14 protein-coding genes are annotated in these 18,631 nt (G+C 57.8%); 8 read left to right on the plus strand and 6 right to left on the minus strand.

Annotation, left to right across the window (positions count from 1 at the left end; translation table 11 throughout):
* The first annotated feature begins 15 nt into the window (after nucleotides 1–15).
* Complete coding sequence (locus tag NZ960_00510; protein ID MCS7176101.1) at nucleotides 16–2,553, plus strand: TonB-dependent receptor; 2,538 nt, start codon at nucleotides 16–18, stop codon at nucleotides 2,551–2,553.
* On the opposite strand, the gene NZ960_00515 is transcribed toward NZ960_00510, so the two are convergent.
* The 3 genes from NZ960_00515 to NZ960_00525 are packed head-to-tail and all read right to left on the minus strand — an operon-like array spanning nucleotide 2,550 to nucleotide 5,398.
* A complete protein-coding gene (locus NZ960_00515; GenBank protein MCS7176102.1) occupies nucleotides 2,550–3,635 on the minus strand; it encodes an ABC transporter ATP-binding protein in 1,086 nt (361 codons plus the stop codon). The genes NZ960_00510 and NZ960_00515 overlap by 4 nt on opposite strands.
* A 5-nt stretch (nucleotides 3,636–3,640) precedes the next feature.
* Nucleotides 3,641–4,600, minus strand: a complete 960-nt coding sequence (locus NZ960_00520) for a J domain-containing protein (GenBank protein ID MCS7176103.1) — start codon at nucleotides 4,598–4,600, stop codon at nucleotides 3,641–3,643.
* Between the two features lie 27 nt (nucleotides 4,601–4,627).
* On the minus strand, nucleotides 4,628–5,398 hold the full coding sequence (locus NZ960_00525) for a UDP-2,3-diacylglucosamine diphosphatase (protein MCS7176104.1): 771 nt from the start codon (nucleotides 5,396–5,398) through the stop codon (nucleotides 4,628–4,630).
* An 81-nt stretch (nucleotides 5,399–5,479) separates the two neighbouring features.
* On the opposite strand from NZ960_00525, the gene NZ960_00530 reads away from it, so the two are divergent.
* From NZ960_00530 to NZ960_00555, 6 genes are all read left to right on the plus strand, one after another.
* Nucleotides 5,480–6,709, plus strand: coding sequence for a carboxylate-amine ligase (locus NZ960_00530; GenBank protein MCS7176105.1), 1,230 nt, complete (start codon nucleotides 5,480–5,482; stop codon nucleotides 6,707–6,709).
* A complete protein-coding gene (locus NZ960_00535; GenBank protein MCS7176106.1) occupies nucleotides 6,709–7,620 on the plus strand; it encodes a DUF58 domain-containing protein in 912 nt (303 codons plus the stop codon). Before NZ960_00530 ends, NZ960_00535 begins: the two co-directional genes overlap by 1 nt.
* A gap of 18 nt (nucleotides 7,621–7,638) precedes the next feature.
* Nucleotides 7,639–7,779 (plus strand): hypothetical protein, encoded by a 141-nt coding sequence (locus NZ960_00540; GenBank protein ID MCS7176107.1) that lies wholly within the window; start codon nucleotides 7,639–7,641, stop codon nucleotides 7,777–7,779.
* Complete coding sequence (locus NZ960_00545; GenBank protein ID MCS7176108.1) at nucleotides 7,780–7,986, plus strand: hypothetical protein; 207 nt, start codon at nucleotides 7,780–7,782, stop codon at nucleotides 7,984–7,986.
* 661 nt (nucleotides 7,987–8,647) lie between these two features.
* Entirely contained in the window at nucleotides 8,648–10,132 is a 1,485-nt protein-coding gene (locus tag NZ960_00550; protein ID MCS7176109.1) for a sigma-54 dependent transcriptional regulator, read from the plus strand.
* A gap of 652 nt (nucleotides 10,133–10,784) precedes the next feature.
* Nucleotides 10,785–11,684 (plus strand): protein-glutamate O-methyltransferase CheR, encoded by a 900-nt coding sequence (locus tag NZ960_00555; protein ID MCS7176110.1) that lies wholly within the window; start codon nucleotides 10,785–10,787, stop codon nucleotides 11,682–11,684.
* Here the strand turns inward: NZ960_00555 and ahcY are convergent.
* Entirely contained in the window at nucleotides 11,666–13,015 is a 1,350-nt protein-coding gene (ahcY, locus tag NZ960_00560) for an adenosylhomocysteinase (GenBank protein ID MCS7176111.1), read from the minus strand. The two genes, NZ960_00555 and ahcY, sit on opposite strands and share 19 nt — an antisense overlap.
* Nucleotides 13,012–14,172, minus strand: a complete 1,161-nt coding sequence (metK, locus tag NZ960_00565) for a methionine adenosyltransferase (GenBank protein ID MCS7176112.1) — start codon at nucleotides 14,170–14,172, stop codon at nucleotides 13,012–13,014. Before metK ends, ahcY begins: the two co-directional genes overlap by 4 nt.
* A 109-nt stretch (nucleotides 14,173–14,281) precedes the next feature.
* Here metK and NZ960_00570 point away from each other — a divergent pair, with 109 nt between their 5' ends.
* On the plus strand, nucleotides 14,282–17,341 hold the full coding sequence (locus tag NZ960_00570) for an amidohydrolase family protein (GenBank protein ID MCS7176113.1): 3,060 nt from the start codon (nucleotides 14,282–14,284) through the stop codon (nucleotides 17,339–17,341).
* On the opposite strand, the gene clpX is transcribed toward NZ960_00570, so the two are convergent.
* Complete coding sequence (gene clpX / locus NZ960_00575) at nucleotides 17,338–18,627, minus strand: ATP-dependent Clp protease ATP-binding subunit ClpX (GenBank protein ID MCS7176114.1); 1,290 nt, start codon at nucleotides 18,625–18,627, stop codon at nucleotides 17,338–17,340. The two genes, NZ960_00570 and clpX, sit on opposite strands and share 4 nt — an antisense overlap.
* Nucleotides 18,628–18,631: the final 4 nt, after the last annotated feature.

The following is an 18,631-nucleotide window of genomic DNA, read 5'->3' on the forward strand; positions in this document are numbered from 1 at the left end:
TTTTGCAAGTCGCGCATGGTAGTTCTCCTGCTCGTAGCTGCTAGTGCCCTCTCGGTGAATGCGCAAGTGGGGATTCTACAGGGGAGTGTCCAGGACACCGCTGGGACCCCGCTGCCAGGGGTAACGCTCCAGGTAAAGCCGCTTGGCAAGGGGACGGTGACTCGAGCACGTGGCGAGTTCCGTATGGAGCTGCCACCAGGCCGGTATCGCCTGGAAGCGCGCCTACTGGGTTATGAGCCTGAGAGTGTTGAAGTGCAAGTCGCTGCTGGATCAGTACAGACACTTCGGCTGTCACTGCGTCAGCGAGTTATCCCGTTAGCTGGCATCCAGGTCACTGGGCGCCAACCATTTCAAGCCCCTGAGGATACGCGGCCGAGTCTTATAGCTGTGGAGCCTCGACAGGTCAAGTACCGAGCGGGTGCTGTAGAGGATCTCCTGCGTACGCTGCAGGCACTCCCGGGCGTCATTGCTGTCAATGACTTCTCGTCGCAGCTCGTTATCCGGGGTTCCACGCCGGACCAGAATCTCATCCTCATTGACGGCTTTGAGGTCTTCAACCCTTACCGACTCTACGGGCTCGTTTCGATGTACAATCCAGAGACGCTTGCAGAAGTCCAGCTCTTGACGGGAGGATTTCCAGCGCAGTATGGGGATCGGCTCTCAGCGGTGCTGGACGTAACGAACCGGAGCGGGAATCGGCAGCGTCCATTTCAGGCACGATTTGCAGCGAGCGTCGTCAATGCCAACACGGTAATGGAGGGGCGACTGCCCTTTTGGGAAGGGTCATGGTTGGTAAGCTCTCGCCGAACGTACTACGACCTCGTCGTTGGTCCTGTTATCCGAGCGCTGAAGCTAGTAGATGGTGATGTCGCGCTACCCAACTTTGGGGATATCCAGGCAAAGCTGACACTTCTCCCTGCAGCGTCGCATATCCTTTCTGCACTTGCCATCCTGAACCGGGACAATACTGAGCTGACGACGGGTGCACAGCGTCCACGCCCAGACAGCATCAGCCTGTTGGATAAGTCCTACAACATGCTCTACGGGCTGGCATGGCAGTGGCAGCTCCAGCCGGGATGGATGTCACGCCTCCAGCTCTCTGCGTACAGTAACCATGGCAGTGGTCAGTTTGGTGGGGAAGGGGGAAGCGAGTTCTTGCTGGGGAGAGAAGACCCAACCCTGGAAGACTTCCGGCACCTCCAGGACTCGCTGCGACGGTTGGGAATAGAGGTGCCTCGGCTGTTCAGTGTAGAGGGTGGAGGTTCGTTCGCGTTTCGGCGTTATGGTCTTCAGTGGGAGAGCCTGTGGGAACCTTCAGCACAACACCGCCTCCAATGGGGAATTGGGGCCGACTGGATTCACAACGTGCTGAGCTTCCGGTTTGAGTTGGATCCGCGGCTTAAGGCTATTCGAGCCAACAATCCCCAAATACCGGAACTCCCTGAGTCGTATGCAACAGCCATAGCCTATCCCCGGCTGAGCGCCTACGTGCAGGATCGAATTCGGCTATCGGCAGCGCTGACCTTAACGCTAGGGCTGCGATGGGACTACTTTGGCTTCCTACGCAAGGGAGTTGTTTCGCCACGTCTCGCTCTATCGTATGCCCTTTCTGCGAGCACCACACTACGGTCCGCATGGGGACTCTACTACCAATCCCCTGGCTATGAGAAGCTGTTGGATCGGCAGGTATTCCTGGATTTCACCCATCCGCGGGCGCGTACACTTAAGCCCGAAGCAGCGGCCCACGCGGTGGCAGGGGTAGAGCATATGCTGAATCCAGAGTGGCAGCTCCGTATAGAGGGCTACTACAAGCGCTTCTGGAACCTCATTGTGCAAGAGCGGCTCCCTGGGACGGTTTGGGTAACCTCGTTGCGACCAGGGATGGACCCTCGAAGGCCTGAGAGTTGGACCTCACCTGTTCCCGTTCCTGGGGACTCTGTCACCGTGATTCCTGTGAATGGCGCCACAGGGGATGCTTACGGGGTGGAGATCCTCCTGCAGAAGCTCTACAACTTCGGCAGTCCAGTGTATGGCTGGGTCTCGTATGCTCTTTCGTGGGCATATCGGGAACAGCAGGGGATCCGCTATCCCTTCAGCTACGATCGGCGTCATGTTGTGAATGTCGTGCTGGGATGGCGCATTGCTCCTTGGCTGGAGCTGAATGCAACCTGGACGTACGGTACGGGCTTTCCCTGGACAGCTCCGGTTGGCGTTAAGCCGCGAGTTGTGGTAGAGCAGGACTCCACTGGGGCCCCGCGCGCCAGAGTTGACTACGATTGGCGTGGGGTTGCGTTCGTTGCGGACCGTGGGGGGTTGGGTAACCTTAACCGCGTACGACTGCCGGACTACCATCGCTTGGACGTCCGTTTGACCACCTACGCTCAGTGGTTCGGTAAGGAGTGGAGCCTTTACGTAGACATCGCTAACCTCTACAACCGGGCCAACGTCCTAGCGATCAGTTACCGTGTCAACCCGGAGACGCTCGCGATCGAAGAACGCCCCGTCCGGATGTTGCCTATTCTGCCTACTTTTGGAGTTACCGTGCGGCTCTAGATCGGGAAGACTCGACGGCCCGAGAGCGGCTCGAATAGACACCATGCGGTCTGGTGGAGATAGAGTGGGAGCCGCTCTCCAATGCGTGGGCTGGGTTCATGGACCGGGAGGCGCACTAAGAGCGGAGGTGTGGCGACTGCCGGGTGGGAGACAGCAACGACGAGTTCATGTCCGCCATACTCTACTCCTTCGACGCGAACTTGCCCGAATAAGTACCAATCTGGCTGTGAACGAAAGGTGAGCGCTTCGGCGCGGGCACCTAAGAGCCACTCTGAGCCCTCGGGCAATGTAACCGGTAAGGGAACATGGCCTTCGCTGTCCGGAAAGTGGAGGCTTCCACTCTGGACGTAGGTCCTCAGGAGGTTCATTGGCGGGGACCCAATGAAGCGGGCAACGGTGACAGATGTAGGCCAGTTGTAGAGCTCGGCTGGTGGCGCTACCTGGAGCAGCCGTCCTCCGGAGAGCACTGCAACCCGGTCTCCCAGCGATAGTGCCTCTATTTGGTCGTGGGTGACGTAGAGGGCTGTAATCCCTAAGGTGCGCTGTAGGGTGGCGAGCTCAGCTCGCATCGCTGAGCGGAGCTGGGCATCTACGTTGGAGAGTGGCTCATCGAAGAGGAATAGGCGCGGTGAACGGACTAAGGCCCGGCCTAAAGCGACGCGCTGGCGTTGACCACCGGAGAGCTGCCGGGGATATCGTTCCAGGAGCTCCACAATCCCGAGTAGCTGAGCTATCTCTTGGACCCGATTGGCAATGGCTGCTCGGTTCCATCGGCGTAGTCGGAGTGGGAAGGCAAGGTTCTCGAAGACTGTCAGGTGCGGGTAGAGGGCGTAGTTCTGAAAGACCATCCCGACATCTCGGGCATGCGGCGGCAGGTGAAGGATAGAATGCCCATCGAAGAGGATATCCCCACTGGTTGGCTCCTCAAGGCCTGCGATGAGTCGTAGCACCGTCGACTTACCACTCCCGGAGGGTCCAACGATAGTGAGGAACTCCCCGGGTTCTACGGTCAGGGTAAGTGTCTCTACAGCCGTCGTCTCCCCAAAGCGCTTTGTTACGTGCTGAAGCTGAAGTCGGGTCATAGAGTTTAAGAGATGGTCCTGCGCAAGCGGGCCAATTGCTGGAAAAGTTCGCGTTCCTGCGGTGTCAAATTCCGGGGCAGTTCTACTTCCAGCCGCACATAGAGGTCGCCACGCTGCTTGGGGTTGTCGTAGATTGGCATGCCTTGCCCGCTGAGGCGGAGGAGCTTGCCGGGCTGCGACTCAGGAGGGATGCGGAGTTGAAGCATCTTCCCATCCAGTGTCCGTAGTGTGGCAGTTCCGCCGAGAACCGCTGTGTATAGGTCTACCGTCAGGGTCGTGTAGAGATCATTGCCACGGCGCTCAAAGCGGGCATGGGGAAGGACGCGCACGGTAAGCAAGAGATCACCCGAAGGGCCACCCCCGTATCCCGGGGTTCCTTTGCCTGGAATTTTCAGCACATGCCCATCGGGAATTCCAGGGCGGATCTGGATTTCAATCGTCTTGTCGCCAACTCGGAGCCTGCGTTGAGTTCCGGAAAAAGCCTCCTCCAAGGAGATCTCTACCGTTGCCGTATAGTCTTCGCCTCGGAGGCTGCCAGGATAGCTCCGACGTGTGCGACGTGTTTGGGTCGTCGTGCCACCACCGAAGAGACGTTCAAAGAACTCAGAGAATCCTGTGCTGAAGAGCTCCTCGAGGTCGGGGAAATCTTCCGTCACGAACCGAATCCGGGTGGGACCAGGAGTTGCAGAAGTCCAAGGGGACCAATCGAAAAACTCCACACGACGACCACTCTGCTGGAACTCTTTCCACTGGGCGTAGAGGCGATCATACTTTGCGCGCTTCTCGGGATCTGCTAGCACTTCGTAGGCCTCAGCAATCTCTTTGAAGCGCTCCTCAGCAGCCTTGTCTCCAGGATTGCGGTCGGGATGGTACTGGAGAGCTAATCGTCGGTAGGCTTTCTTGATCTCCTCAGAGCTGGCCGTTGGCTGAACCCCCAGGATGCTGTAGTAGTCTTTGAACTCCATATGCTAGCTGCTCGAGCCGCTGACCTGCTATGAACAAGACGCAGGAGGATTTGCACCGATTGCAGCTATGAAGCGCCGGACGGGGACGAGCTCCAGACGCTCGCCATCAAAGCTAGCGAAGAGGGGTTCCTCGGTCAGCCAGCCACCGGGATTAACGTACCAGCCATTGCCAAGTGCCTTGAGAACTGGGTAGTGACTGTGTCCCAAGACGACGACGTCATAGCCCTCCGCGAGCTTCCGGGCAGCAAAGGCTTCTAAAGAAGCCACGAGACGCTGAGGTGGAAGCGCAGTGTGCCGCCGGCTGGCGCGTGAGACCCACTGGGCCAGTTGAATGCCTATGTCGGGATGGAGTAAACGGTAGAGCGACTGGGCCCAACGGCTATGGAGGAGAGAGCGTAGGAGCTGGTAGCCTCGGTCTTCGGGCATGGTGCCATCGCCGTGGGCGATGTAGAATCGCCTGCCATTCCACAAACATCCTATCCCCTCCCGTTTCGGCTCAATCCCGAGCTCCTCCTCAAAGAAGCGCCAGTGCCCGAAGTCATGGTTACCAACGATGTAGTCAATACTGACCCCCTGTCGCCGCAGAGTTCCCAGAACTGCCACGGTATCCCAGAAGAGTTTCGGAATGACAGTCCGGTAGTCGAACCAGAAATCGAAGAGATCGCCGATGATGACCACGTGCGAGTAGCGGGAAGGCAAGCAGAGGAGGAAAGTGGTCAGGAGTTCTGCCCTCCGCCGCTGCTCGGCACGGCTGCCGCAGCCCAGGTGAACATCCCCAAAGAAGCAGACGTGAGCCATTCCGCTATCTGTTGCAAACTACGTACTTTCGTGCTAGGGGATGTCTGAGGGCAGATCCGTATCACACGTTACGGGATAGGAATGCAACCCGATGAGATCATCCCTGACGTGCAGGACTACGATCCCTACCAGCGTCCCAGCTTCACGATTGGGATTGAGGAGGAGTACATGGTGCTGGATCCCGCGACGTGGGATCTGCGTTCCCACATTGGTATGGAGCTCTTGTCGCAAGGGCGGATGATTCTCCACGAGCATATCAAGCCTGAGCTGCACGGTTCTATTGTAGAGGTCGGCACAGGGGTCTGTCGTACGATTCAGGAGGCACGGGAGCAGTTAGTGAAAATTCGGTCTGTCGTGGCCTATCTGGCACGGCGAAATGGGCTGCTCATCGGCGCTGCTAGCACTCATCCGTTTGCTCGATGGCAGGAGCAAGAAATCTATCCCGACGAGCGCTATCTGGGCATTGTGGAAGATATGCAGATCCTAGCTCGATCGCTCCTCATCTTTGGGCTCCACATCCACATTGGGGTTGAGAATCGGGAGACCCAAATCCAGCTTATGAACGTTATGCGATACTTCTTGCCCCACGTTTTGGCGCTGTCGACGAATTCCCCGTTTTGGATGGGGATGAACACTGGACTGAAATCTTACCGCTCTAAAATCTTCGAGCGTTTCCCTCGGACGGCGCTCCCTGACTTCTTTGGGAGCTGGGCGGAATTTGAAAACTACGTCAAGCTGCTCATCCGCACTGGATGCATCGACAACGGCAAGAAGATCTGGTGGGACATCCGGCCACACCCATTCTTCCCAACGCTGGAGATTCGGATTTGTGACATCCCCATGCGAGTGGATGAGACAATTGCTATCACAGCCCTATGCCAAGCGATTGCAGCAAAGCTCTTCTCGCTGTACGAGAAAAACATGAGCTTCCGTATCTACCGCCGATCGCTCATCATGGAGAATAAGTGGCGGGCTGTTCGCTACGGACTAGACGGTAAGCTGATCGACTTTGGGAAGCAGCGCGAGTTCCCCGCGCGAGACCTCATCCGGGAATTGCTAGAGTTCGTTGATGACGTCGTTGATGAGCTGGGGACTCGGCGCGAGATTGAGTACATCTACGAGATTCTGGAGATGGGAACTGGAGCCGACCGCCAATTGGAGATTTGGCGCAGAACAGGCTCGTTGCAGGAGGTAGTGCGGTACATCCATCAGGAGACCATGCAAGGGCTGGTGCAGGATGCAGCGTCTCTTGTCAGCATGCTCCATCCTGTATCTGCAGAGCTTCTGGCAAAGTTTGAGAGAGGCGCCTGATGCCAGTGTACGCGGCAGAGCGCTCATGGCGCCAGTACCTGAAGCCAGAACTGCTTATGCGGCTGCAGTCTCTGGAACTGCGTGCGCGCTATGTCGTGGAAGGCTTCTTAGTAGGCCTCCATCGGTCGCCGTACCATGGCTTCAGCGTGGAGTTTTCAGAACACCGCCAGTACCAGCCTGGCGACGAACCTCGGCTCATTGATTGGAAGGTGTATGCGCGGACAGATCGCTTCTATGTCAAGCAGTTTGAGGAAGAGACCAATGTGCGGACCCTTTTGGTGTTGGACTGTAGTGCCTCTATGGGATTCCACCACGAAGGGGTCGTCTCGAAATGGGGCTATGCAGCGGTGTATGCGGCAGCACTAGCATATCTGCTCCTCCGACAGAAGGACGCTGTTGGACTAGCTCTCTACGCCGCGGATCTTCGCCTCTACCGGCCGCCGAGCGCACGGGCCTCCCATTTCCAGGAGATCGTCACGGCATTGGAAAGTGCCGAGCCACAGGGTGAGACTAATGTGGCGAATGCTTTGTCACAGTTAGCAGAACGCTTGCGTCGTCGCAGCCTCGTCGTCGTGATGAGTGACTTCTTAGACGAGCCTGGCACTACTGTTCGCGCACTACGGCGTCTCCGCGCACAGAAGCATGAGGTCATTGCATTCCAGGTGTTGGAGCCTGTCGAACGTACCTTAGCGCTGGGCCGAGCAGCCGAGTTCCACGACATGGAGACAGGGGAGCGTGTGGCAGCCCATCCCTACTTCCTACGGCGCGACTATCAGCAGGCGGTGGAGCAACACCATCGGCAGTTGGCGATGGGATGTGCTGAGCAGGGGATAGACTTCGTTGCCCTAGATACGACGGTTCCCTTTGACGTAGGGCTGCGCCACTATTTAGCGAAGCGATACCGGATGTAACGGCGCATATCCGGAGGGATGGTGACCGAACCACACTCCCAACGGTTGAGCGACTCTGCTGGATGGTACTGTGCCTTCTTCGAGCGGGCTACACTGACGTGGCTGGTGCTCGATCTGGCGACCTCCGAAGTAGTAGGAGCTTTGCACCGTGCAGCCTAGATGTTCTGGCTCCCTTTGGAACAGCTCAAGCGGATGGGCTTACCGGAATTCCAATGCCTCTGCAAGCTGGTCCGACAGGGCCGGGCATGGTGGAGCGTTCGGGCGGACGTAGTCGTTGCCTTCCTGGTAGGGAAACGCAGCAGGTGGATGTGCAAGCGTGGTGGTTTTCCCTCTGATGGGGTTACCTTTGCTGGTACGGCTTCGTGAAACAACGAGTAAGCGGTGACTGATGCAGCGCCTTGTTTCGCAGATCGTCTGACCCTGTTAGGCAGCTTTCAGTGGGGATGGCTCACGAGGCGAGACCCACAACCCTCTGGGGCTATCCAGCTCAATCTCCGTCTCATTTAGCTTGGTGATAGTCCAGCATGCCAGGCTCTTCTCGAGCTAGCCTTAGAGAGCACGGGTGGGGTCGCAAAGCTCGCGGAGACGAAACTCGACTGCGGTCGTTCCGCGGTACAGCTCGTTTGGAGCCACGATGTGCACGCCTTAGTGGATGCCTTACCCAGCTATTCCGCGAGATGGTGCAATGCAGGAGTGTTGCATTCGAGTGACACTTTGTTGCTGGCGTTCCCCGATGGTTCTAGTCAGCTATGCAGTGCTTGTTCTAGTCAGCTATGCAGTGCTTGTTGAGGCTGCGTCCAGAATAGTAGCGTGGTTGCTGTTCGCACGAGGGTGAAGAGTGTGAAGGCAGCTTCTATGCAGTTGCCTAGAGATACAGACGTTGGTGTTTTGCCAGAGGGCTTAGCTCGCACCCTTGAGCCTTCCTTCACGCGCGGGCCCCAGGGGGCTGGATTGAGGCTGGCGGGAGTGTATCAGATGCTGCTCCGGTCCAAGGCTATATTGTCCGTCTGCCAGGGGTAGAGGGGTAATGGCGGTAGGCTCTGTACAGCACCACGGAGCTGCTAACTACACGATCCTCCTCTTGGAGGATGATCCCGATCTTGGAGAGATGTTGCAGCGCTACCTTGAGCAGCGATATCGCCGTGTCTATTGGCTGACAGATCTCCCGCGAGCTGTTGTGGACTTCCCTCGGCTTCGCCCAGATTTGGTGCTACTGGATATCTTCTTGGGACAGTATAGTGGCTTGGAGCTTCTAGAGCGATTGCGAGAAGAGGGGTTCGCTACCCCTGTCATCGTAATGACAGCCTTCTCCGACCTCAAGATGGCGGTGCGAGCGGTGAAGCTTGGAGCTGAAGACTTTGTTGTCAAGCCGATTGACATTGAGCAGTTGGAGATTGCTGTTGAGCGAGCACTGCGTAACTATGAGCTGCGGCGCCAGGTACAGCTGCTGGAGGAGCAGCTCCGACTCGAGCAGCCCCACGACATCATTGCTGTCTCCGAGAGTCTACGCTCAATCCTGGGACTGGCTAGGATGCTTGCAGCAGTTGACACGACGGTTCTCATCGTAGGCGAGACGGGCACGGGAAAGGAGCTGCTTGCACGCTTTATCCATCGGAATTCTGCGCGAGCATCGGCACCGTTTGTGGTGATCAACTGCGGAGCGATCCCCCGAGAGCTTGCCGAGAGCGAGCTGTTTGGCTATGAACGCGGAGCCTTCACAGGTGCTTTTGACAAAGTCCATCCAGGGAAATTCGAGTTAGCGAATCGGGGCACACTGTTTCTAGACGAAGTCTCTGAACTCCCACTGGAGCTACAGGTCAAGCTTCTTCGCGTCCTGCAAGAGAAGAGTTTCTACCGGCTTGGCGGGAAGGAGGAGGTCCAGGTAGACGTCCGCGTTATCGCAGCCACGAATCGGGATCTGGAGCAGATGGTCCGCGAGGGGAGGTTTCGGGAGGATCTCTACTATCGTCTGAACGTTGCCGTCATCCATATTCCCCCGCTGCGGGAGCGGCCGGAGGATATCCTCCCGTTAGCAACGGCCTTCGTCGACGAGTTTAACAGGCGATTCAACAAGCGTATTACAGGATTCACTCCCGAAGCGGTCTCACTGCTGATGTCGTATCCGTGGCGAGGGAATGTTCGCGAGCTCCGTAACGCGATAGAGCGGGCGGTGCTCCTAGAGCAGTCAGATGTTATCACCCGGGAGACCCTCCACTTCCTGCGGGTTCGTCCGTGGGTGGAGGGCTCTCCAGATGATGTCTTTGGAATGCTCAGGCGGTTTGAGCTGCCGCCAGGGAGGCACTTTTTGGCGATTTCCCCTCATGGAGTTTCGTACGACGAGGTCATTAAAGATCTCATCCAGCAGGCCCTGACCATAGCACGCGGGAATGTGACGAAGGCTGCTAAGCTGCTGCGGATTACACGGGACAAGCTGGAGTATCGGATGAGAGTCTATGGCATTGATCCAAGCCAGTTTTGCTCAGATCCCGCAAGCTCCCTCAAGGACTACTAGCCAACTCTAGTGCTATACTGCCCGCAGCGCGAAGCGGGGAGAGGTGCCTAGGAGTGAAGGGCTGTCGAGGAAGTGTCCGTTGCGGCGAAATCTCACGCTTCCATGTTCCAAGTTGCGTTGGCGAACGCACCTATTTTCGAAGGGACCGTGGTGCCGCTTGGACATCTACCGTTACCGTTGCATCTGCGTACCTGCGACTGGGAATAGCATTACTTGCGGGTGCACTGGGCAGTATGGCATCCCACGGCTGGGGTACGCTGCAGCATAGCATATTCGGTGGGGGAACTTATTCCAGCAGACGGTATTGCTGTTGGTCAGCCCAGGTGGACATTATATGCGGCAGCGGTACTGGCAACCCAGCCGCAGAAGCCTCGAGCCTTAGCACGGAGGATCCGGCAGAGGGTCCTAAAGACAGCAGCTCCAACAGCGTTGCAGCCACAGGTCAGAGTAGGGGCCCAGTCCCTGTAGCTAGTGGCTCTCTATGGGTAGCTGCAGTATCTGGAAGCGGCAGAGTTAGTCATCATTCGCGGAGTTGCGTATTATGTGCCTTCGGGACTCATGCAGTCTGCTCAAGCACGATGGCATGCAAATTGTAGAAGCTGCTTTCGGAAGTCGGTAAGACATCTAAGGTGATATGAACTCTGTGCCTGCTATGCTGCATTTTACCCCTCCAGAGGCATTCCTGCCGTTTGCTGAGGCAGCGCAGCAAGAGCCTAGCCTAAGGCACCAAACATTCCGGTGGCTGCGGGATTTCATCTATCAGCTCAGTGGCATATACATTCCTGAGCATCGCTACTACTTTCTGAAAGCCCGCCTCCTGCGCCGTCTGGAAGCCTTAGGGGTATGCCCGTTTGAGGAGTACTGCGACCTGATTGGTAGCTCTAGTCCTCTAGCAGTGAAAGAGCGTCAGGAGCTTCTGAACAGCGTCATCCTAACCGACACGCAGTTTTTCCGGTCTCCGGAGCAGTTTGTAGCCCTTGCACGGTATGTACTGCCCGAGCTTGCTGGTAAGCGGCGACATCTGCGGCTCTGGAGTGCGGGCTGTGCTATAGGGGAGGAGGCATACTCTCTAGCAATGGTTGTGGCGTCACAGCGGGAGACAGTACTGTCGGCTCATTCTGTGGAAGTGCTCGCGACGGATCTGAGTTCTGAGGCTATCGCAAAGGCCCAAGCTGGGAGATACCTGCATCTCCACGGCCTGCCTGAGGAGTATCGAGGTTTTGTCAGCACATGCCATGAAGGGTACGAAGTTGTTCCAGCGGTGCGATCTTTGGTGCGCTTTTCCGTGCAGAACCTTCTCGATAGCGTCTCGGTGCGCTCAATGGCTCCCGTGGATGTTCTCTTCTGTCGGAATGTCCTCTTATACTTTGCCCCAGAGGTCCGGCGTCGGGTGGCGGCAATGCTAGTAGAGGTCTTGCGTCCAGGGGGCTATCTCTTCTTAGGGGCAGCGGAAACGCTATCAGAGCTTGTGGAGGGACAGTTGCAGTTGGTGCGTTTCTCTGGGACACTGGCTTACCGGAAGCTACAAGATGATTACGTTCCAGCAAGGTAGTCCTCTTGGTAGCGGAGCTGCTCAGGGGTGAGCTCATCAATCCGAATTCCCATTGTCTGCAGTTTCAGGCGAGCCAGCAGCTCATCTTGCTCTGGTGTAATTGACAAGACGGCTGTCGGTAGCTGCTCGCCACGCTGAAAGGCCTCCACGAGGCGTAACTGTGCTAGGAACTGGTTGGCAAATGACATGTCCATCACCTCTGAGGGGTGTCCCTCTGCTGCTACCAGGTTTACCAGCCGCCCTCGGGCCAGCAAGTACAGGCGCTTGCCTGAGCGGAGTGTGTACTCGGTGCAGTGAGGACGGATGTCGCGCTTATGGACAGCAAGTTGCTCTAGGTCCTCGATGTTGATCTCCACGTCGTAGTGTCCTGTGTTGCAGAGGATGGCACCGTCCTTCATAAGCTCAAAGTGGTGGCGGCGAAGGACGTCGCGCATACCAGTGGCTGTACAGAAGATGTCACCGATGCGTGCAGCTTCGTCCATAGGTAGCACTTCGAAGCCCTCCAACGCGGCTTTCAGGGCAGGGATTGGACGGACTTCCGTGACAACGACACGGGCACCCATGCCCCGAGCCCGCCGTGCAACGCCGGAGCCGCAGTGTCCATAGCCTGCTACAACGAAGACCTTCCCGGCCAGCATCACGGATGTTGCCCGAAGAATCCCGTCGATGGTCGACTGGCCGGTACCGTAGACATTGTCAAAGTCCCACTTGGTCTCAGCGTCGTTGACAGCGATCACCGGGAAGGCGAGTTTGCCATGTTGGGCTCGGACCCGGAGTCGGTGGACGCCTGTTGTTGTCTCCTCCGTACCTCCAATGATCCGAGCAGCGAGTTCAGGGTATTTCTCGTGCACTGTTGTGATGAGGTCTGCGCCATCATCCAGCACTAGGTGAGGTTCGATGTCCAAGGTTCGCTCGATGCACCAGTAGTAGTCCTCGATGTTGCCGTGCCATGCGAAGATTTTGATGCCTTCTGCAGCCAGAGCTGCGGCAACAGCGTCATTCGTTGAGAGTGGGTTGCAGCCAGACCACGCTACCTCAGCTCCAGCAGCAACCAGGGTGCGGATAAGCACGGCAGTCTCTTTGGTCACATGCAGACAGCCTGCGATCCGGAATCCGGCTAGAGGTTTGGTGGTGCTGTAGCGGCGTCGGAGTTCCATCAGAACAGGCATGTGAGCCTCAGCCCAGTCAATGAGCTTGCGCCCCTCATCAGCGAGACTGAGGCTGCGGATGCAGTAGTGGCCTGGTTTCTCATCGAGTGGCTCAGATGAACGACGAGGTGGAGGGGTAAGACGGGTGGGGCTATGGTCATGCAAGCTCGGTCCGGCCGTCATAGAAGGCGCTGGAGTTGTGGAACGAGGTCGAGCTGTTCCCAGGGAAACTCGGGGCGTCCGAAGTGTCCGTATACCGCTGTTTGCCGATAGATGGGGCGCTGCAGCTGAAAGCGCTCGATGATTCCTCGGGGGGTTAGGTCTATGTTGTCTTGGATGAAGCGTTCTAAGACTTCGGGCGGTACCTTGCCAGAACAGTGGGTGTTGACGTGGATGGAAATCGGCTGTGGGATTCCAATGACGTAGGAGAGCTGGATTGTGCACTCATGGGCTAGACCTGCGGCAACGATGTTCTTTGCAAGGTACCGTGCCATGTAAGCGCCCGAGCGGTCTACCTTTGTGGGGTCTTTGCCCGAAAAGGCCCCGCCGCCGTGAGGAGCACGCCCGCCGTAAGTGTCGACGATGATCTTCCGCCCCGTCAGTCCTGTATCTCCGTGAGGGCCTCCGATCTCAAAACGTCCAGTTGGATTGATGTAGAAACGCGTGCGTTCATCCAGCAGCTGTTCTGGAATGACGGCGCGGATGACATGCTCGATGACATCCTGTTGCAATTGTGCGTGGTCCACGTCTGGGTCATGTTGAGTGGAGACCACAACGGCGCTCACCCGTAACGGCACGCCTCCCTCGGCATACTCTACAGTCACCTGAGACTTTGCGTCAGGGCGTAGGTAAGGCATAAGGTGCGGCTCTTTCTTGCGAATATGGGCAAGGCGCCGCACCAATGCGTGGGCTAGCATGATAGGGAGGGGCATGTACTCTAAGGTGGTCTCAATCCCTGGGATGGACTCGGCACATGCGTATCCGAACATCATTCCCTGGTCTCCAGCCCCACCGCGATCGACGCCCATGGCAATGTCGGGGGATTGCCGGTTGAGGACGTTAATGATGCAGCACGACTCGCTGTCGAAGCGGTATTCAGAGCGCGTATAGCCAATTTCGCGGATGACTTGCCGCACCAGCGGCTGGAGATCCAGGAAGGCGTTGGCGCTGATCTCTCCGCCGACGACTACGAGTCCCGTGGTGACAAAGCACTCGCAGGCGACACGCCCGTTAGGGTCCTGCTCTAGTATCGCGTCGAGCACAGCGTCCGAGATCTGGTCGCAGATCTTGTCCGGGTGCCCCTCGGAGACAGACTCCGACGTGAAGAGGTATGTCCGCATCTCATGGGAAGGACTAACCAACTTGGGAAGTGCAAAGCTACAAGTTTCGACCCCCATGGGTACCCAGAAGCGCTAATTTCGCCTACACTGACCGCCATTTCAGCAAGCAATGGTGCGTGCGATAGCATCTGTAGCGGTATTTGCCGTTGCTGTGGTGCAGGCCTTAGGCCAACTCATTCAGACGACACCCGTGGAAGGCCTGCGGACGAAGCCAGTACGGTACCTTGCGCTGACAAATCTCACTATCGTCCCTCGGCCGGGGCAGAAGCTCGAGCGGGCAACAGTATTGATCCGAGACGAACGCATAGAGGCTGTAGGTCCGCACGTCCGAATCCCGCCAGGAGCGACTGTGCGAGATTGTTCGGGTCTATGGCTGTACGCGGCTTTCATCGAGCCCTACTATGAGCTGCAGGTACCAACCGCTCCAGCAGCAGAGGAGGAGACGGTAGAGACCCCGAAACCAGAGGGGGCGTATCACTGGAACGAAGCTGTGCGCCCAGAGCGGCGTATAGTTGACCGGCTCGAGCTCTCGGCAGAGCAGGCGGAAGAATTCCATGCTCAAGGGTTCGCGCTGCTGCACTGTGGGAGTAGAGAGGGTATCTTCCGTGGCTATTCAGCGCTAGTGCTAGCACGTGCTGGGAAAGGGTCTGAGATCCTCTTCCGTCCCGATGTGGCCCAGTGGGTTGGGCTCCGTAAGGGGAAGTCGCGCACGCCATACCCCAGCTCCCTCATGGGTGCTCTGGCCCTTATTCGACAGACTTTGTTGGACGCACAGTGGTACCAGCAGGCATGGACAGCCTTCCGACGCAATCCGCGGCAGGCTCGCCCTGAGGTGAATCGCTCGCTCCAAGAGCTTGCGGAAGCTCTGCAGCGGCGAGTCCCTTTCGTTGTAGAGACTCAGCACGAGCTGAATCTGCTGAGAGTTCTCTCGCTCTTCCGGGAGTTCGGGGTCCCAGCACTCTTCGTTGGGAGCGGGCGTGAGTATCGTCGCCTCTCGGAGATCGCGTCCTTCAAGCCACGTCTCATCCTCCCAGTGGCTTTTCCCGATGTTCCGGATGTCTCCACGCCGGAAAAGGCGGCTGAGGTTTCGCTCGAGGAGCTCAAGCACTGGGATGCAGCTCCGCAGAATCCCTTCTGGCTTGACTCCGTGGGAGTCCCTTTCTGCCTGACGACCCATGGGCTTGAAGAGCGGAAGCTCTTCGGCGAACGCCTGCAGAGAGCCTTCCGGCGCGGGTTGACTCCGGAGAAGGCGCTGGCAGCTCTTACCACAATTCCGGCGGAGTTCCTCGGGATAGCGGATGTAGTTGGGACTGTAGAGCCAGGGAAGCTAGCGAACCTGTTGCTCTGTGACGGCGAGCTCTTTCAGGAGGGGACAACAATCCTCAGCGTCTTCGTTGCGGGAGAGGAGTTCAGCACAGCACCTGAACTCCCTCAAGACCTCCGAGGTGTGTGGAGTGTTACGGTCTCCGAGGGCTTCCCAACCTTTCGGCTGCGAGTGGAGGGAAAACGGCTGGCGCCGGAGGCGGTTGCTGTCTTCTGGGACACCGTCACGCTTCGGCTCCAATGGTCGCAGCAGCGCTCTGCCATTGCGTTTTCCTTTGCGGCCGACACACTCGGCATGAAGGGGGTTGTGCGCTTCTCTGGGGGCGTGGATAGTACGGCCGCTGTAGGGATTGTGCTCTTACCTGATGGACGAGTACTCCGCTGGCGTGCTCGGCGAGATTCTCTCTGGACTCCCCCGCGGCGAGTACTGCAGCGTGAGTACGCCTTAGGGCCACGGACGGTCCCGGATGGGCCATTCGGATTAGAGGCTCCGCCACCACAGCGTTCGGTCCTTCTGCGGAACGCAACCGTTTGGACGTGCTCCCCTGCTGGAGTACTGCGGAACACAGATGTTCTCCTGAAGGATGGCAAAATCGCAGCCCTCGGGCCTAACCTACAGGTCGCGGCCGATACAGTCGTCGATGCCACGGGAAAGCACTTGACCCCGGGACTCATCGATGAGCACTCTCACATTGCGATCGAGGGAGGGGTCAACGAGGCGACGCATGCCATTACAGCAGAGGTCCGTATTGGGGACGTGGTAGACCCCGATGATGTCAACATCTACCGGCAGCTAGCAGGAGGGGTAACGGCGATCCACCTACTCCATGGTTCGGCGAACCCCATCGGTGGACAGTGCCAGCTCATTAAGCTCCGTTGGGGCAGCAGTGCGGAGGCAATGAAGTTTGAAGGTGGGCCGGCCACCATCAAGTTTGCGTTGGGAGAGAACGTCAAGCAGTCGAACTGGGGGGATCGCTACACGCGGCGCTATCCACAGACACGGTTGGGTGTGGAAGAGATCATGCGAGATGCGTTCCGTGCTGCACTCGAATATGAAGAGGCATGGAAGCATTGGCAGGAACTTCCTCCACGGCAGCGGGAAGAGACTGTCCCACCGCGACGTGACCTCCAACAGGAGGCCTTGCTGGAGATCCTCCGCGGTAAGCGCCTCATCCACTGCCACTCGTACGTGCAGAGCGAGATCCTAATGCTCATGCGTCTTGCGGAGGAATTCGGTTTCCGTGTTAACGTCTTCACCCACGTGTTGGAGGGGTACAAAGTCGCGCGTGAGCTGGCGCAACATGGTGCGGGAGCCTCGAGTTTTTCGGATTGGTGGGCATACAAGTTCGAGGTCTACGATGCCATTCCGGACAACCCTGCTATCATGCACGAGCAAGGGGTCCTCGTCGGCATCAACAGTGACGATGCTGAGATGGGGCGGCGTCTGAATCAGGAGGCTGGGAAGTCGGTCAAGTATGGCGGAGTCCCAGAGGAGGAGGCCCTACGGTTCGTCACACTCAACCCTGCGCGGATGCTGCGTGTGGACCATCGGGTGGGGAGCATTGAGGTTGGCAAGGATGCCGACGTCGTCCTTTGGTCTGCTCCGCCGCTTTCGTCCTACGCCGTTGTGGAGCAGACCTACGTTGACGGGCGGCTCTATTTCGACCGACAGCAAGACCAGCGTCTCCGGCGTCGGGACGAAGAGTTGCGCCGACTGCTAGAGCAGCGCGCGCTCCAGGCATTGCGGGACGGTGCAAAGGCGGCTCCACCAGCTCCCCAAAAACGGCGGCTTTACCACTGTGATAATGTGGAGGATGAGGTGACAGGGTACGAGGAAGGTCGTTAGGAGGATGCTAAACTTGAGCGGGCTTCGAGTTCGGACTCGCTGACGAGGATCGGTGCTGCCCCGCGTTCCACTGTATCGGCCGTTATGATGCAACGCCGAACTCCGCGTTGATCGGGCAGCGAGAACATAATTGGGATCATCACCTCCTCCATGACCGCTCGTAGCCCTCTGGCACCCGTTCCTCGCTCCTGGGCTCGCCGGACGATAGCCCGCAACGCTTCGGGAGTAAACTCCAGCTCCACCCCCTCCATGCGAAAGAGCTTCTGGTACTGCTTGACGATAGCATTCTTGGGGCGAACCAAGATTTCAGCGAGCGCCTCTTCGCTGAGTGGATGAAGGGGGACGATGATCGGCAAGCGGCCGATGAACTCGGGAATGAACCCAAACTTCAGCAGGTCGTCAGGCTCAATGTGGCGAAGGAGGCCGTAGAGGTCATCGGTATCGACTGGATCCGCGAGCCGTGCAGTGAATCCTATGCTGCTACTACGCAGGCGACGGGCAATAATCCGCTCTATTCCCTCGAAGGCTCCGCCGCAGATGAAGAGGATGTTGCGCGTGTTGACGTAGATGAGTGGCTGCTCTGGGTGCTTGCGCCCTCCCTTCGGAGGTACTCCAGCTATGGTCCCTTCCAGAATCTTCAGCAGGGCCTGCTGGACCCCTTCTCCAGAGACATCGCGGGTGATGCTTGGGGAATCGCTCTTGCGGGCAATCTTGTCTATTTCGTCGATGTAGACGATCCCACGCTCTGCTCGCTCTACGTTGTAGTCTGCATTCTGAAGGAGGTGGAGGATGACCGTTTCTACGTCGTCGCCGACGTAGCCGGCCTCGGTAAGGGTGGTAGCATCAGCGATGGCGAAAGGGACATCCAGAATTCGAGCTAGCGTCTGTGCTAAGAGCGTCTTCCCAGTGCCCGTTGGTCCAACAAGCAGGATGTTGCTCTTCTCGATCTCCACATCATCGAAGCTACCGAAGAGCTCACGAGACTGGAGGCGCTTGTAGTGGTTGTAGACTGCTACCGCGAGCACAGTCTTGGCATACTCCTGCCCTACGATATACTCGTCAAGCTTCGCCTTGATTTCGGAGGGCTTCGGTAGGTCGGCCAGTACGCGCCGTGCCCGCTGGACTGCGCTCTGCTGGAGGATGCGAACGGAGTTCTGGATACAGATATCGCAGATGTAGACGTCCGGTCCAGCAATGAGGCTGTTCACCTCGCTAGAGGAGCGGCCGCAGAAGGAGCACCGAAGTTCTTCGGGACGGAAATTCGGGTATCGTGGGGAGCCACTCATGAGC

Origin of the sequence: Candidatus Kapaibacterium sp. (assembly GCA_025059875.1) — a bacterium.
Taxonomy (GTDB): domain Bacteria; phylum Bacteroidota; class Ignavibacteria; order Kapaibacteriales; family HRBIN21; genus HRBIN21.

Bases quoted from the DNA above. Each gene is read 5' to 3' on its own strand.
- NZ960_00510 (MCS7176101.1), top strand. From the start codon at position 16: ATGGTAGTTCTCCTGCTCGTAGCTGCTAGTGCCCTCTCGGTGAATGCG.
- NZ960_00515 (MCS7176102.1), bottom strand. From the start codon at position 3,635: ATGACCCGACTTCAGCTTCAGCACGTAACAAAGCGCTTTGGGGAGACG.
- NZ960_00520 (MCS7176103.1), bottom strand. From the start codon at position 4,600: ATGGAGTTCAAAGACTACTACAGCATCCTGGGGGTTCAGCCAACGGCC.
- NZ960_00525 (MCS7176104.1), bottom strand. From the start codon at position 5,398: ATGGCTCACGTCTGCTTCTTTGGGGATGTTCACCTGGGCTGCGGCAGC.
- NZ960_00530 (MCS7176105.1), top strand. From the start codon at position 5,480: ATGCAACCCGATGAGATCATCCCTGACGTGCAGGACTACGATCCCTAC.
- NZ960_00535 (MCS7176106.1), top strand. From the start codon at position 6,709: ATGCCAGTGTACGCGGCAGAGCGCTCATGGCGCCAGTACCTGAAGCCA.
- NZ960_00540 (MCS7176107.1), top strand. From the start codon at position 7,639: ATGGTGACCGAACCACACTCCCAACGGTTGAGCGACTCTGCTGGATGG.
- NZ960_00545 (MCS7176108.1), top strand. From the start codon at position 7,780: ATGTTCTGGCTCCCTTTGGAACAGCTCAAGCGGATGGGCTTACCGGAA.
- NZ960_00550 (MCS7176109.1), top strand. From the start codon at position 8,648: ATGGCGGTAGGCTCTGTACAGCACCACGGAGCTGCTAACTACACGATC.
- NZ960_00555 (MCS7176110.1), top strand. From the start codon at position 10,785: ATGCTGCATTTTACCCCTCCAGAGGCATTCCTGCCGTTTGCTGAGGCA.
- ahcY (MCS7176111.1), bottom strand. From the start codon at position 13,015: ATGACGGCCGGACCGAGCTTGCATGACCATAGCCCCACCCGTCTTACC.
- metK (MCS7176112.1), bottom strand. From the start codon at position 14,172: ATGCGGACATACCTCTTCACGTCGGAGTCTGTCTCCGAGGGGCACCCG.
- NZ960_00570 (MCS7176113.1), top strand. From the start codon at position 14,282: ATGGTGCGTGCGATAGCATCTGTAGCGGTATTTGCCGTTGCTGTGGTG.
- clpX (MCS7176114.1), bottom strand. From the start codon at position 18,627: ATGAGTGGCTCCCCACGATACCCGAATTTCCGTCCCGAAGAACTTCGG.